Source organism: Nitratireductor sp. L15S-10 (assembly GCF_045011005.1).
Lineage (GTDB): Bacteria > Pseudomonadota > Alphaproteobacteria > Rhizobiales > Rhizobiaceae > Nitratireductor.
In genome coordinates this window covers 2,852,375-2,866,182 of the sequence record NZ_CP120674.1, presented here as the reverse complement: position 1 = coordinate 2,866,182, position 13,808 = coordinate 2,852,375, and the positions used below count along the sequence as shown (strand labels likewise).

The 13,808-nt window shown below is 60.2% G+C and carries 16 protein-coding genes; 9 read left to right on the top strand and 7 right to left on the bottom strand.

Annotated features, from left to right (window positions below; genetic code table 11):
• Nucleotides 1-76: 76 nt before the first annotated feature.
• Nucleotides 77-1,351: a phosphoribosylamine--glycine ligase gene (gene purD / locus P2W41_RS13755; RefSeq protein ID WP_404934983.1), complete on the top strand. Its 1,275-nt coding sequence runs from the start codon at nt 77-79 to the stop codon at nt 1,349-1,351.
• Nucleotides 1,352-1,361: 10 nt separating this feature from the next.
• Here the strand turns inward: purD and P2W41_RS13750 are convergent, their stop codons facing one another.
• The 4 genes from P2W41_RS13750 to P2W41_RS13735 are packed head-to-tail and all read right to left on the bottom strand — an operon-like array spanning nt 1,362 to nt 5,556.
• Nucleotides 1,362-2,369: an amino acid ABC transporter permease gene (locus P2W41_RS13750; protein WP_404933438.1), complete on the bottom strand. Its 1,008-nt coding sequence runs from the start codon at nt 2,367-2,369 to the stop codon at nt 1,362-1,364.
• Nucleotides 2,330-3,637 carry an NAD(P)/FAD-dependent oxidoreductase gene (locus P2W41_RS13745; RefSeq protein ID WP_404933437.1) on the bottom strand — a complete coding sequence of 436 codons (1,308 nt, stop codon included), beginning with the start codon at nt 3,635-3,637 and terminating at the stop codon, nt 2,330-2,332. Before P2W41_RS13745 ends, P2W41_RS13750 begins: the two co-directional genes overlap by 40 nt.
• Nucleotides 3,638-3,686: 49 nt before the next feature.
• Nucleotides 3,687-4,499 (bottom strand): transporter substrate-binding domain-containing protein, encoded by an 813-nt coding sequence (locus P2W41_RS13740; protein ID WP_404934982.1) that lies wholly within the window; start codon nt 4,497-4,499, stop codon nt 3,687-3,689.
• A gap of 46 nt (nt 4,500-4,545) precedes the next feature.
• Entirely contained in the window at nt 4,546-5,556 is a 1,011-nt protein-coding gene (locus P2W41_RS13735; protein ID WP_404933436.1) for a pyridoxal-phosphate dependent enzyme, read from the bottom strand.
• A gap of 97 nt (nt 5,557-5,653) precedes the next feature.
• Between P2W41_RS13735 and P2W41_RS13730 the strand changes: the two genes are divergently transcribed.
• Together P2W41_RS13730 and P2W41_RS13725 are read left to right on the top strand one after the other, a co-directional pair.
• Nucleotides 5,654-6,118 (top strand): Lrp/AsnC family transcriptional regulator, encoded by a 465-nt coding sequence (locus P2W41_RS13730; RefSeq protein WP_292899768.1) that lies wholly within the window; start codon nt 5,654-5,656, stop codon nt 6,116-6,118.
• Between the two features lie 96 nt (nt 6,119-6,214).
• Nucleotides 6,215-6,763 (top strand): chloramphenicol phosphotransferase CPT family protein, encoded by a 549-nt coding sequence (locus P2W41_RS13725; RefSeq protein ID WP_404933435.1) that lies wholly within the window; start codon nt 6,215-6,217, stop codon nt 6,761-6,763.
• Between the two features lie 6 nt (nt 6,764-6,769).
• Here the strand turns inward: P2W41_RS13725 and P2W41_RS13720 are convergent, their stop codons facing one another.
• Complete coding sequence (locus P2W41_RS13720) at nt 6,770-6,961, bottom strand: hypothetical protein (protein ID WP_404933434.1); 192 nt, start codon at nt 6,959-6,961, stop codon at nt 6,770-6,772.
• Nucleotides 6,962-7,222: 261 nt separating this feature from the next.
• Here P2W41_RS13720 and P2W41_RS13715 point away from each other — a divergent pair, with 261 nt between their 5' ends.
• Together P2W41_RS13715 and P2W41_RS13710 are read left to right on the top strand one after the other, a co-directional pair.
• Nucleotides 7,223-8,995: an acyl-CoA dehydrogenase gene (locus tag P2W41_RS13715; protein WP_404933433.1), complete on the top strand. Its 1,773-nt coding sequence runs from the start codon at nt 7,223-7,225 to the stop codon at nt 8,993-8,995.
• Nucleotides 8,996-9,005: 10 nt separating this feature from the next.
• Nucleotides 9,006-9,752, top strand: coding sequence for a crotonase/enoyl-CoA hydratase family protein (locus P2W41_RS13710; RefSeq protein ID WP_404933432.1), 747 nt, complete (start codon nt 9,006-9,008; stop codon nt 9,750-9,752).
• 28 nt (nt 9,753-9,780) lie between these two features.
• Here P2W41_RS13710 and pdxH read toward each other — a convergent pair whose 3' ends face one another.
• Nucleotides 9,781-10,398, bottom strand: coding sequence for a pyridoxamine 5'-phosphate oxidase (gene pdxH, locus P2W41_RS13705; RefSeq protein WP_404933431.1), 618 nt, complete (start codon nt 10,396-10,398; stop codon nt 9,781-9,783).
• Here pdxH and P2W41_RS13700 point away from each other — a divergent pair.
• From P2W41_RS13700 to P2W41_RS13685, 4 genes are all read left to right on the top strand, one after another.
• The gene (locus P2W41_RS13700) at nt 10,313-10,891 is read left to right on the top strand and encodes an RT0821/Lpp0805 family surface protein (RefSeq protein WP_404933430.1); all 579 of its coding nucleotides are present in this window, start codon (nt 10,313-10,315) and stop codon (nt 10,889-10,891) included. The genes pdxH and P2W41_RS13700 overlap by 86 nt on opposite strands.
• A 119-nt stretch (nt 10,892-11,010) precedes the next feature.
• The gene (locus P2W41_RS13695) at nt 11,011-11,952 is read left to right on the top strand and encodes a DnaJ C-terminal domain-containing protein (RefSeq protein ID WP_292899782.1); all 942 of its coding nucleotides are present in this window, start codon (nt 11,011-11,013) and stop codon (nt 11,950-11,952) included.
• Between the two features lie 155 nt (nt 11,953-12,107).
• Entirely contained in the window at nt 12,108-12,926 is an 819-nt protein-coding gene (gene fabI, locus P2W41_RS13690) for an enoyl-ACP reductase FabI (protein ID WP_292899784.1), read from the top strand.
• 15 nt (nt 12,927-12,941) lie between these two features.
• Nucleotides 12,942-13,532, top strand: coding sequence for a histidine phosphatase family protein (locus P2W41_RS13685; RefSeq protein ID WP_292899786.1), 591 nt, complete (start codon nt 12,942-12,944; stop codon nt 13,530-13,532).
• 2 nt (nt 13,533-13,534) lie between these two features.
• Here the strand turns inward: P2W41_RS13685 and P2W41_RS13680 are convergent, their stop codons facing one another.
• Nucleotides 13,535-13,750, bottom strand: a complete 216-nt coding sequence (locus P2W41_RS13680; protein ID WP_292899788.1) for a DUF1344 domain-containing protein — start codon at nt 13,748-13,750, stop codon at nt 13,535-13,537.
• Nucleotides 13,751-13,808 lie beyond the last annotated feature (58 nt).

The window sequence follows — 13,808 nt, the reverse complement described above, 5'->3', positions numbered from 1 at the left end:
GGCGGACAAGCGCCTTGATTTTCGGCGCGAAGGGCCATAGCCCGAAGCAAAGATTGAACAAGCGGGGATGCGCACGATGAATGTTCTCCTGATCGGGTCCGGTGGCCGCGAGCATGCACTGGCCTGGAAGCTGGCTGCATCTCCTGTGCTGACGAAGCTCTATGCCGCACCCGGCAATCCCGGCATGGGAGGGGATGCCGAATGCGTGGCCCTCGACGTGGCAGACCACGCGGCTGTTGTCGCCTTCTGCCGCGAAAAGGTGATAGACCTCGTTGTGGTGGGGCCGGAAGCGCCGCTCGTAGCTGGCCTTGCCGACGTGCTAACCGAGGCTGATATCCGTGTTTTCGGCCCGAGTGCGGCGGCAGCCCGGCTTGAAGGCTCGAAGAGCTTCACCAAGGAACTGTGCGACCGCTATGCGATACCCACGGCAGCCTATGGGCGTTTCGACAACGCGCTGGCCGCACGCGACTATGTGCGCGAGCAGGGCGCGCCCATCGTCATCAAAGCGGACGGACTTGCTGCCGGCAAGGGCGTGACCGTGGCCATGACAGAGGATGAGGCCATCGCGGCCATCGACGACTGCTTTGACGGCAGCTTCGGCGAGGCGGGCGCTTCGGTCGTCGTGGAGGAGTTTCTTGAGGGCGAGGAGGCGAGTTTCTTCTGTCTGTGTGACGGCAGGACCGCGTTGCCCTTTGGCACCGCACAGGACCACAAGCGCGTCGGCGATGGCGATACGGGACCGAACACGGGCGGCATGGGAGCTTATTCACCGGCGCCTGTACTGGACGAGGCAACGCTTGCCCGCACCATGGCCGAGATCATCGAGCCGACGCTGAAGGGCATGGCGGAGATGGGCACGCCCTTCACCGGCGTTCTTTATGCGGGGCTCATGCTGACGAAGGACGGCCCCAAGCTCATCGAATACAATGTGCGCTTTGGCGATCCGGAATGCCAGGTGCTGATGATGCGGCTCAAGGAAGACCTCCTGCTCCTCATCAACGCGGCGGTGGACGGGCAGTTGGCGCATGTCTCGGCCCGCTGGCGCGACGAGGCTGCGCTGACGGTAGTGCTGGCGGCCAAAGGCTATCCGGCAAGCTCCGAAAAAGGCACCGTGATCGGCGGAGTGGACGCGGCGGGTGTTGATGAAGGTGTCGAGATATTTCACGCCGGCACCGCGATGAAGGATGGCGCGCTGGTGGCCAATGGCGGACGGGTGCTGAATGTCACCGCACTGGGCAGGTCGGTGAAAGAGGCTCAGGAAAAGGCTTACCGCGCGGTCGATCTGATCGACTGGCCGGAAGGTTTCTGCCGTCGCGATATCGGCTGGCGCGCGGTGGAGCGCGAAGGCTGACACGGGCGGTTCAATTCCTGTTCTGCGAACGTCCGAAATGCTCTTCGATCCGTGACTGCATGAATTCCAGGCAGATGGAGAGCATCCAGTAGATGAAAGCTGCGGTGATCAGCATTTCGATGTGCCGGAATTCGGTCTGCCCGAGGGTGCGGGCGAGATACATGATCTCCCAGACACCGACCACAGAAACCAGCGATGAATCCTTCAGCATCGAGATGAACTGGTTGCCTGTCGGGGGGATGATGACACGCATCGCCTGTGGCAGGATGATGAGAAACATCGTCTGATTGGGGCCGAGGCCCAGTGCTGACGCGCCTTCCCACTGTCCCTTGGAGATGCTCTGGATACCGGCACGGAAGATCTCTGTCATATAGGCGCCGTAGCAAAGCGAAAGCGCCATGATGCCTGCAGGTACGGCATCAATAACGAAGCCGAGTTGCGGCAGGCCCAGGTAGATTATGTAAATCTGCATCAGCAGCGGCAGGCCGCGAAACAGCGACGTGTAGAACGAGGCAAATCCGTAGATGAGCCCGTTCTTCGATAGTTTTGCGATCGCGCCGAACAGGGCGATCGTGGTGGCGATCACGATGGAAAGCACGGAGATATAAAGCGTCGTGACGACACCCTTTGTGACCAGAAATCCGATCTTCTTGGCGATGAATTCGAAGCTCAGGTCAAAGGAGTAGAAGAAGGCGAGAAGCAGGGCAAAGAGCGTGACCCAGCTGACGATGATCTGCTGACGCCTGGGCAGAAGCGAGGCTGCGCGCCAGAAGGCGGTGATAATGAGCGCGAGAACCAGCGCTCCGGACATGCGACCCAGGAGGGATGCGGGAGCAGCGGGTTCGCCAGCACCGTTCAAGGCGCTCATCACGCCTTCGCCAGCGCCCAGGAAATACAGCACCATGGACATGGCCACCATGAGCAGGGCCTGGCCGCTCCAGTACATCGCGCGCGGGTAGTCCAGCACCAGCCGGCCGATCAGCTCCATTTCCTCATCCCCCCCCTTTGAGACCGCCATTCCTGCCATTTGTCCTGCATCTGCAGCTTCCAGAACGTTGCCTGGGCGACTGCAAGACCAGCCGCCCCGCCAGCCCATGAAAGGCCGAATGGCGCGAAAAGGCGCAGGCGTTCCGGTTCGCCCAGGATGGCTTCCGCGACCACTTTTCCCCCGATTGCCGTGGTGTTCATGCCATGGCCGCCAAACGCGGTGCAGTACCAGACATTGTCGCCGAGGCTTCCGATCTGAGGCATGCGATGGCGCGCGTAAGACATCATCCCCGACCAGGCGAGTTCCACCTTCAGGTCGGTGAGTTGCGGAAAGGTCGAGGTCATCTCGGCACGCAGCTCGCGCGTCAGGGCTTTGGTGTCTGCTGCCCGCGTGGTGATGCGGCCACCCCACAAAATGCGCTTTCCTTCGTCGACAAGCCGGTAATAATCCCCGGCGCGCCGGTTGTCGCCGACCGCATGGCGGGTGCGGATCGCCTGCTCGATGAGCGCCGGATTGCTCTCGCTGAGCATCACATAGGTGGCAATTGGCAGATAGGCGCGCTGCATTCGGCTCGACAGCGAACCGGTGTAACCGCCGGTGGCGATGACGAGATCGCGGACACGGACTTCGCCGTGAGCCGTTTTTATCAGCGTCGATGCGCCTTTGCGCTCGTAGCTGACAGCGCAAGACTGTTCGAATATCTCTCCGCCCGCCTTCTCAACGGCGCCGGCCAGACCGTGCACATAGTTGAGTGGGTGGAAATGGAAGGCCTGATCGTCGCGCAGAGCCTGGAAGTAGCGCTGACTGCGCAGCACTTCACGCACCTGCGAAGTGTCCATGAAGGCCAGGGGATAGTCGAAGCGCTCGCTCATGATGTCGGCATCGCGGCGCAGGCTTTCGCCCGTGTCATAACGAACCACGCTCATGATGCCGTGCTGTGGGTCGGCGTGGCTTATACCGAGAAGAGCGATGTGCCGGCGCACGAGCTGCATGCCTTCGATGGAAAGACGGTGTAGGTCATCGGCATGCGCCTGACCAACCATACCGGCAATGGCGGAACGACCGTGGGCGTAGCCGGGACTCACGAAGCCACCATTGCGCCCGGAAGCCCCCCAGCCCAATCGGTTTTCTTCGAGGAGAATGACGCTTTTACCGGCTTCTGCCAGATGAAATGCAGTGCTGAGACCGGCCAACCCACCGCCGATGATGCAGCAATCGGCTTCGTGCAATCCTTCAAGGCGTGGTTTTTCGCCCGATGCGGTGAGCGTGCGTGAATAGAATGTGTCGATATAATCCATGCGAACCCATCGATTGCCCCGCGGCAGGCCGCGGGGCTGACAATGATGATTACTTGTCGCTGAAGTCTTTACCGTACCATTTCTCGGTCAAGGCGCTCAGCGTACCATCGGATTTCATCTCTTCAAGCACGCCAGACACTTTGGTGACCCATTCATCATCCCCCTTGTCGGCAATCACGACCAGAGGTTCGCGGAACGCATATTCGTTTTCGATAATGCGGACCTTGTAGCCGTTCTTGATGGCGTTTTCCGCGGTCTGGACCGGTGCGATCACCGCATCAAGGCGCACGCCCGCGCCGAGGCGCAGGTCATCGAAAGGCAGCATGGAGGAGGCGTAGGTGCGGATCTCACCCGGCTCCACCTTGTATTCGATTGGAGGCATGCCCGGGGCATCGATCTCAAGACGGCGATTGATGAAATCTTCCGATGTGGTTGCCGTTTCGACCCCGATCTTGCGGCCGTTCAGCTGTTCGACGGTCTGAATGTCGGAATCGGCATGCACCACATAAACATAGGGGCTATAGTAATAGATGCTGACGAAGTCGATCACCTTGGAGCGCGCTTTCGTCGGGGTCACCGATGCGACACCGATGTCGTAGCGTCCCTTCCAGTGACCGCCGGTCATGATTGCCCAGTCAGGGGTTTCATAGGAAATTTCCACCCCGAGGCGCTTGGCGATTTCGCCGGACACGTCGATGTCGAAGCCGGTGAGATTGCCGGAATCGTCAAGAAAGCTCTGCGGCGGCCAGCTCGCATTGGTGGCCACCACCATGCTTTTCTTTTCCATGACCCGGTCGAGCGTTTCGCCGGCCACTGCGGTGCCTGTCAGCCCGAACAGTGCGATTGCCGTCCAGGCACCCATCTTCAGTTTCTGTAAGGTCTTCATAACTTCCCCTCCCGGTTGTTGCCTATTCCTGTGGGCCCTCGCTGACCACGAGTAGAACCCGACTTGCTGAATTGAGCCCAAGATCCTGGCGGATCACGGGGCTGGCGAGCGCCCGCGTCAGACCGGCCAGTCCGGCGCCGCCTGAAGGTGTGGTGGCAATCGCGCCTGTCTGTGCCAGCAGGGCCGGCGCAGCCATCAATTGTTCTTCCGAAACGGTAATTGTTCGGGCTTTGCTTGCCTGAAGTATCCTGAGAGCAGGCGCACTCGCGCGGCCGCAGGAAAGCATGGATGCACAGGTGCGCAACTCGCCCGATATCGTCTCGGGATAACCAAGCTCCATCGCAACCTGAACGCAGGCTGCATTTGCCGGTTCGACGACCACGACGATGCCGGGGTCCTCCATGAAGGAATAAAGGCCACGTGCCATGGCGGCCGCCAGTCCACCGACGCCTGCCTGAATGAACAGATGCGTTGGTTTCTGAAAATTCTGTTGGGCATATTGCTCGCGGGCTTCGCCTGCGATCACGCCGTAGCCGGCCATCACATGGCCTGTCATCACGTCGTTTTCGTTGTCGCTCGTATCGGCGACGAGAACCGCTCCGTCGGATTTCGCTGCGTGAGCGGCCGCATTGACGGCATCATCGAAGGTCCCAGGCACGATGACGACCTGCGCACCGGTTTGCTCGATCCGGTTCACGCGGGCCCGGGCTACTTCCGAATGCAGAAAGACCTTTGCCGGTATGCCGGTGTGACGGGCTGCAGAAGCCACGGCCAGCCCATGATTGCCATCGCTGGCGCAGACCAGAAGTCGCACCGTCTCTCCCCCGGTCGCAATCGCCTCCAGCCCGGCGAAGGTGCCGCCCAGCGACTTGAAGCTGCCGAGAGGGCGCCTGCTTTCATCTTTCAGGTGAATTTCCGCAACACCGAGATGGGCGGCCAGTTTCGGAGCCGAAGACAGGGGCGAGACCTGATAGGCGCTGTCCAAACGCTTAAGGCGAGCCATGATGAGATGATGATCTGGCGCGATGTTCATGAAGTCCTCCAACTCCCAACAGCTTACAGGCGCGATCCTATGCAATTCGCCGTTTTTCGCTGTAGGATGGTGTTTTCAGGCAGAGTTAAGGCAGTTCATGACAGAATCCGTCATCATTGATCAATTTGATCGAAAGCTTCTGGCTCTTGTTCAAAAGAACAATCTGCAACCGGCACGCGAGCTGGCCGAGGCTGTCGGTCTTTCCGAAAGCGCTGTTCTTCGGCGCCTGCGGCGCATGCGGAGTGAAGGGGTGATCGTAGCCGATGTCGCCGTGGTAGACCCTGCGATTGCGGGGGAAGCGGTCACCATTCACGCGCTTGTATCGCTCGAACGCGAGCGGTCTTTCGATCTCAATGCTTTCGTCCGTAAGATCAGGCAGCGGCCAGAGGTGAAGAAGATCTGGTATGTTACCGGGGAGGTGGATTTCGTGCTGCTTCTGCGCCTTCCGGGAATGGATCAGTATGCGGACTTCGTGCAGGAGGTCTTTCACGCAGATGAGAATGTGAAGTCGTTCAGGACCATTGTCGCCATCCGCGAAATCGAGACCGGCGGAGGCGTTTAGGCAGGGGTTCGAGCAAACATCTGTTTCACGCAGATGTCTGTTTTCAGAATGCTGTCATTCGCATCGGGTAGACACATGTTGGAAACCGGAAGCGACATGTCACACATCATCTTTCTGCACGGTGCTTCGAGCAGCGGTAAGTCGACGCTTGCACGGGCGCTTCAGGCCCAGATCGAACTGCCATTCTGGCATATTTCGATTGACCATTTGCGCGATGCCGGTGTCTTGCCATCGGAGCGTTTCCGGCGCGGCGATTTCGACTGGCCGGCACTCAGGCCAGCCTTCTTTGAGGGATTTCACAGGTCGCTGGCTGCCTATGCCGGCGCGGGAAACAACCTGATCCTCGAGCACATCCTTGACGATGAGAAATGGCTGCCCGGGTTGCAGTCTTTGTTCTCGCCGTTCGATGTGTACTTCATAGGTGTTCACTGCCCCTTGCCTGTGCTGATCGAACGTGAGGCAGGGCGGGGAGACCGGCCTCAAGGCAGCGCACGGCGTGATTTTGAAACCATCCATGCAGGAAAGACTTACGATCTGGAAGTTCAGTCGCTGGACGGTGTTTCCCTCAACACCGAACGCATTCTGAACGGCTGGAGAACGGGACGGCGGGACTCGGACTTCTCAAGAAGTGCTGGCGCCGCCTGAGAGCGCTCAGTCCTCGAACAGATGCTCCATCTCGAAGGGATCGGGAGCGGGTTTTTCAGGCACGGTGCCTTCCGCCATCCGCTTTTTATAGTGGGTGAACGAACATTCGATGGAACAGAGAATGCCGCGATCCATCCAGTAGGCCGGACCGTTCTCGATCAGGCCTTCATGACAGGCAAAGCCCGGCGTTCCGAACATCTTTCCACATTCGATGCAGCGGTTCTTTTCCGGTCTTGCAAGCATTGAAAACCCTTCCTTTGAACGGTTTCTATCCTTCGGGTGGCCGGGTCGCAAGGTTTTCAATATTGACGTTTACGTAAAAAGAAACTAGCAATCTTGCGCCAAGGTATGATGGCGGGGGTGTGGTCGAGCGGCTAGATTTTGGTCCCGGGCGCACGCTGGACAGTTTGGCGCGCGCCGCATTTCCAGGAGCAGGCGGGACATCAGGAGGATTGCAGCATGTATCGAGCCCCGGTCGACGAAATCGCCTTCACCCTGAAACATGTCACCGGGTTTGCCGCTGATCTGGATGCCGGCCGGTTTGGCGACCTTTCCGAAGATCTGGTCGATGCGATTGTAGGCGAGGCCGGGCGCTTTGCGGCAGAAGAAATCGCGCCGCTTGCGAAAGTGGGCGACGAAAAGGGTGCGGTTCTGAAAGACGGTACAGTCACCACGCCGCCGGGCTGGGCCGATCTCTACCGGCGCTGGTGCAAGGGCGGATGGAACGGCCTTTCAGCCCCTGAGGCATTCGGCGGGCAGGGGCTGCCAACGCTGCTCTCTGTTGCGGCCATCGAGATGTGGAATTCTGGCTCCATGGCTTTTGCAATCGGTCCGACACTGACGGTTGGCGCCATCGAGGCGCTGGAAAAGCACGCGACGCCGGAACTGCAGAAGACCTATCTCGAAAAGCTCGTCTCGGGCGAATGGATGGGCACGATGAACCTGACGGAGCCGCAGGCCGGGTCCGATCTCAATGCGCTCAAGGCGCGCGCGGAACCGGTGGGCGACGGCACCTATCGCATCTTCGGACAAAAGATCTTCATCACCTATGGCGAGCACGATTTCACCGACAACATCGTGCATCTGGTGCTGGCAAGGCTGCCGGATGCGCCGGCGGGAACGAAGGGCATTTCGCTGTTTCTCGTGCCAAAGTTTTTCGTCAATGACGACGGATCGTTGGGTGCGCGCAACGATGTCTTCTGCGCTTCCATGGAGCACAAGCTCGGCATTCACGCCTCTCCCACCTGCACCATGATCTATGGCGATGGCAAATTCGGCGAGACGCCGGGCGCTGTCGGCTGGCTGATCGGCGAGGAAAACCGGGGGCTCGCCTGCATGTTCACCATGATGAACAATGCCCGGCTGGCGGTCGGCATGCAGGGCGTTGGGATTGCCGAGGCGGCAACGCAGAAGGCACTTGCCTATGCGCAGGAACGCCGGCAGGGCCGCGCCGCCGGTGCGCCCAAGGATGGCGGAATGAGCCCGATTGTCGAGCATCCCGACATCAAGCGCACGCTTTTGACCATGAAGGCTCAGACCCAGATGGCGCGCGCGATCACCTATGCCTGCGCCTATGCGATCGACCGGGCTCGGCTTGGCGAGGGCAGCGAGGCGAAAGCCTGGCAGGCGCGCGCGGATATTCTGACCCCCATGGCGAAGGCCTTTTCCACCGATGTCGGCGTGGAGGTCGCCTCGCTTGGCCTGCAGGTTCACGGCGGCATGGGCTATGTGGAAGAGACGGGGGCTGCTGCACTCTACCGGGATGCACGGATCGCGCCGATCTATGAGGGCACCAACGGCATTCAGGCGATCGATCTGGTCATGCGCAAGCTGCCGCTTCAGGGGGGTGAGGCGGTGGCGGGTCTGATCGGCGAGTTACGCGCTGACCAGAAGGCGGTTGCCGAAGCATCCGGTCTGGGTGCGACCGGTGAGAAGCTTGCAAACGCGCTCGATGATCTCGAGGCGACGACCGCATTCATGACCAACACTTTGGCCGAGGGGCGTGTGAACGAGGCGCTGGCGGGTGCTACGCCCTATCTGCGGCTCTTTTCGCTTGTCATCGGTGTCGCGTTCAATGCGCGTGCTGTCGCCGGCAACGAAAACCCCGGCCATGCAGCGCTGGTGCGTTTCATGGCGGAGAATCTGCTTGGTGAGACGGGTGCACTAAGACAGAGGGTGACGGAGGGGGCGGCGAGCCTCGATGCGGCGGCCGACGCCCTTCTTTCGGCCTGAGGAGACAGTCATGAGCGAGCATGTTCTCATTGAGCGGCGCGGTGCCGTACAGGTGATCCGGCTGAACCGCCCGGAAAAGAAGAATGCCATCACGCGCGCCATGTATGCGGCGATGGCCGGGGCGCTGCAGGCCGGAGATGCGGATGAAGCGGTGCGCTGCCATGTGCTTCTGGGCCAGCCAGGCGCGTTTTCGGCGGGCAATGATCTTGCCGATTTCATGGCCGTGGCCGCCGGCGGCGAAGGCGGCGAGGAGGTCTATGATTTTCTTCGGGCGCTGGCCGGGGCAGAAAAGCCGCTCGTCTCGGGCGTGGACGGCATAGCGGTGGGGATCGGCACGACGATCCACATGCATTGCGACCTGACTTTCGCCACCTCGAAAACGGTGTTTTCAACGCCGTTTGTGGATCTGGGCCTGGTGCCGGAGGCCGGGTCGAGCCTGCTTGGACCGGCGATCATGGGCCATCAGCGCGCCTTTGCCATGCTGGCGCTGGCCGAGGGGCTGCCGGCGGAGGACGCGCGCGCGGCGGGGTTGATCCACCGCGTGGTGGGTGAGGGCGAGCTGGAGAGTGCGGTCTTCAAGGCGGCGGAAGCGCTCGCCGCAAAACCGCCCGAGGCTTTGCGCATTGCCCGCAATCTGTTGCGCGGGCCGCGCGACAATGTTGTCGCGCGCATTCGCGAAGAGGGCGAGCATTTTCGCGCCCGTCTGAAATCGGATGAAGCGCGAGCCGCCTTCATGGCTTTCATGAGCCGCAAATAGGGTGGGCCTGGCCTGGCCTGGTTCGAAGTTACGGATAGAGCCGTTCGGTCTGCCAGTCGCCCTTTTCGTCGCGGGTGAAAACCACGCGGTCGTGCAGGCGGAAGGGGCGGTCGTGCCAGAATTCGATGGATTGCGGAACGATGCGGAAGCCCGACCAATGCGAAGGGCGTGGAATGGTGCCGACGGCGAATTTCGCCGTGTATTCAGCGACGGCCTTTTCCAGCGCGAAGCGGCTTTCAAGCGGGCGCGACTGCTTTGAGGCCCAGGCACCGATGCGGCTGCCGCGCGGGCGCGAGGCGTAATATTCGTCGGCCTCTTCATCGCTTACAACTTCGACCGGGCCACGAATGCGCACCTGTCGGCGCAGGCTCTTCCAGTGAAAACACATGGCGGCTTTCTTCGCGCTCAGGACTTCCTGCCCCTTGGCGCTTTCGAAGTTTGTGTAAAACACAAAGCCGCGCTCATCGAAGCCCTTCAGAAGAACCATGCGCACATTGGGCATTCCATCGGGATCGACGGTGGCGAGAGCCAGCGCATTGGGATCGTTGGGCTCGGACCTGGTGGCGTCTTCCAGCCATTCGGCAAAGAGCCGGAAGGGCTCGTCGCGCTCCGTGAAGTCACCGGATTTTAACGTCTCGTCAATCATACTGGCTGCCTGTTCGCTTAATCTACGGGGAGAATGCCGATTGTCGGGGGCAACGCAAGCGCCAGTTCGGGGTGTGGCCTTGGGTCTGCGTCTTTTTCGGCGCCTCTCCGTCCCGGTTGTCCTTATCACTCTGGCCGGCTGTAGCGTATCAGCACTCGATCTTGAACAGCCGGATATCGATCCTTCCATCGTAACCGGTTCGATTAACCCTGCCGCGGAGACGTCTCAGTCCCCAATGCTGCCCGCCGGAACGGAAGCGATGCTTCATGCAATGGTGGCGGAGATGGGAGAGGGGCTGGATGGAGCGTTGCCGCTCTCATGGACGGATGAGGACAATGGTGTTCGCGGTGTTATCTCTCATATTTATGATGACGGAACGTGCCGGAGTTTTGTGACCACACGCGAAAGTTTTGATGGAATCAGCCTCTATCGCGGCACGGCTTGCCCAAGCCCCGAATTCGGATGGCAGATTCAGGCTTTCGAGGCGGTTTGACGGGCCAAACTTGAGCAGGGTCTGGAATTTCTTCCTAGCCGATCGCATATAGAAGGCGACATCCCCAATTCACGAGCGTTTTGCCCTATAATGGGTGACGACCAAAGACAGAGTTGCACATGCGCAATCCATATGACGTTTTGGGCGTGGCCAGGAACGCCTCGTCCAAGGATATAAAATCGGCTTACCGGAAGCTGGCGAAGCAGTATCACCCGGATCAGAAACCGGACGACCCGAAGGCCAAGGAGCGCTTCGCGGAGATCGGTCAGGCCTATGAAGTTCTGGGTGACGAGAAGCAGCGTCGCGCATTCGACCGTGGCGAGATCGATGCCGAAGGCAAACCCCGCTTTGCGGGTTTCGAAGGTGCCGGAGCCGGTGGCGATCCGTTTGCGGGTTTTCGCCGTTCCGCGCGGGGTGGGCCGGGTGCGCAGCATTTTGAGTTCAGAAGCGGCGGTGCCGATGGCGCAGGCTTCGGCGGCGCGGATATTTTCAGCCAGATTTTTGGTGATGCGTTCTCACAGGCCGGCAGCGGACGCGGGCGCCGTGGGGGAGCTGGCGGTCGCCCCAGTGGCATGGGCGATCTGAACGCGACGCTCGATGTGGACATCGAGGATGTGGCGAAGGCGGAGAAGGTGACGGCGATCTTCCCTGGCGGTCGGCGCATTGCGGTGAAACTTCCGCGTTATGTGGAGGATGGTCAGACCATCCGTCTCAAGGGACAGGGTGAGGAAACGCCGTTCGGCGAACGGGGCGATGCACTGGTCAAACTGCGGTTCCGGCCCCATCCGCGCTATCGGGTTGAAGGGCGTGATCTCCATGTGGATCTGCCGGTAAGCCTGCGCGATGCGGTTCTGGGAGCCAAGGTTCCGGTTGAAACACCGACCGGCAAACTGGCCCTGACGATCCCGGCCTGGACCAGTTCGGGCAAGACAATGCGTCTGAAGGGACGCGGCCTGCCGCGCAAGACCGAGGGCAATGGCGATCTTTATGCCCACATCCAGATCGTGCTGCCGGAAGGTGGGGACCCTGCTCTGGAGGCTTTGTTCCGCCAATCCGCTTGATGCCTTGGCCGCGCTGTGCGATAGGGCTGCCGGCTTATCGCATTGCGCCGTCGGAGAATCGCGGACAAGTGCGGGTGATGAACACAGGATGATGAAGCGCCGCGCCTTCAGGTGAAAGCAAGACGCTTCGGCAATTGAATTCGGAGAACCATTCCATGACAAATGGCAATGGCCTGATGGCCGGAAAGCGCGGGCTCATTCTGGGGGTCGCCAACAATCGCTCGATCGCGTGGGGCATCGCGAAAGCATGTGCCAATGCCGGTGCTGAACTGGCGCTGACCTATCAGGGAGATGCGCTGAAGAAGCGGGTTGAGCCGCTTGCCGCAGAACTGGGCGCGATTGTCGCCGGTCATTGCGACGTGACGGATATGGACAGCGTCGATGCAGTGTTCGCAAAGCTTGAGAAGGATTGGGGCAGGCTCGATTTTCTCGTCCACGCAGTCGCCTTCTCCGACAAGGACGAACTGACTGGCCGCTATGTCGACACGAGCCGCGAAAACTTCCTGCGCAGCATGGATATCTCGGTTTACTCACTGACGGCGCTTGCCAAGCGCGCCGAGCCGCTGATGAGCGACGGTGGGTCGATCCTCACACTGACCTATTACGGCGCCGAGAAGGTGATGCCGCACTACAATGTCATGGGTGTCGCCAAGGCCGCGCTTGAGGCAAGCGTGCGCTACCTGGCAGTCGACATGGGAGGCAACAACATCCGCGTCAACGCCATTTCGGCAGGTCCCATCAAGACGCTGGCCGCCTCGGGCATTGGCGATTTCCGCTATATCCTGCGCTGGAATGAGTACAACTCGCCGTTGAAACGTGTTGTTACCACCGACGAAGTGGGCGATTCGGCACTTTACATGCTCTCGCATCTCTCGCGTGGCGTGACCGGCGAAATACTGCATGTGGATTCAGGCTATCATGTTGTCGGCATGAAGGCGGTCGACGCTCCGGATATCTCCGTGGTGACGGAGTAGGTACGAAGGCGCGTCGTGCTTCCATTATTGTATGTCATTCGCCATGGTCAGACCGCGTGGAACGCCGAAGAGCGTCTCCAGGGGCAGGCCGATACAGATATCAATGCGGTGGGCCAGGTTCAGGCTGACCGCAACGGCATCCGTCTTGCCGATCTGCTCAATCACGATGCGGGTGGCTTTGATTTTGTTGCCAGTCCATTGCGGCGCACGCGCGAAACCATGGAGCGTGTGCGTGCCGGGCTTGGTTTGCCGCGCGAGGGCTATCGCACGGATGCGCGCCTGATGGAGCTGAACTTCGGCGACTGGCAGGGTTTTACCTATGCCGAGCTTGAAGCGGCCAACCCGGGATGCACGGCCGGTCGTTCAGAAGACAAATGGGGTTTCGTGCCGCCTGGCGACGCGGCCGAAAGCTATGAGAAACTTGCAGAGCGCATCAAACCCTGGCTTGATGAAGTTCGGGAACCGACGATCTGTGTGACCCATGGCGGGGTCATTCGCTCGCTTCTTTATCTGACCGGAAACGCATCAAGCGATGAGGCGGCAGCCCTTGCCATCCCTCAGGACAAAATTCTTAGGTTCCAGAGCGGTTCGGCAGACTGGTTCTGAGCTTAATCGGGCAGAAGCATGTCGGTGATCTGTCTCACCCCGTTTTCCACCTCACGATAGGCAAGGATGACAGTCATCCCGGTTTCGATGGCTGAAACGTCCATCTCGCCGGGGAGTCTGTATGTCTCTCCGTTCTCAAGCGTAATGGTCAGCTTCTCGGGGTCGACATTCGTGATTCTTCCCTCGGTATCCAGGGCAAAGGCCGCGGATACAAGCATCAGTAAGCCCCCAACAGCAGCGAAAATGCGCATTCAGTACCTCTTGGGTTTCAATGTG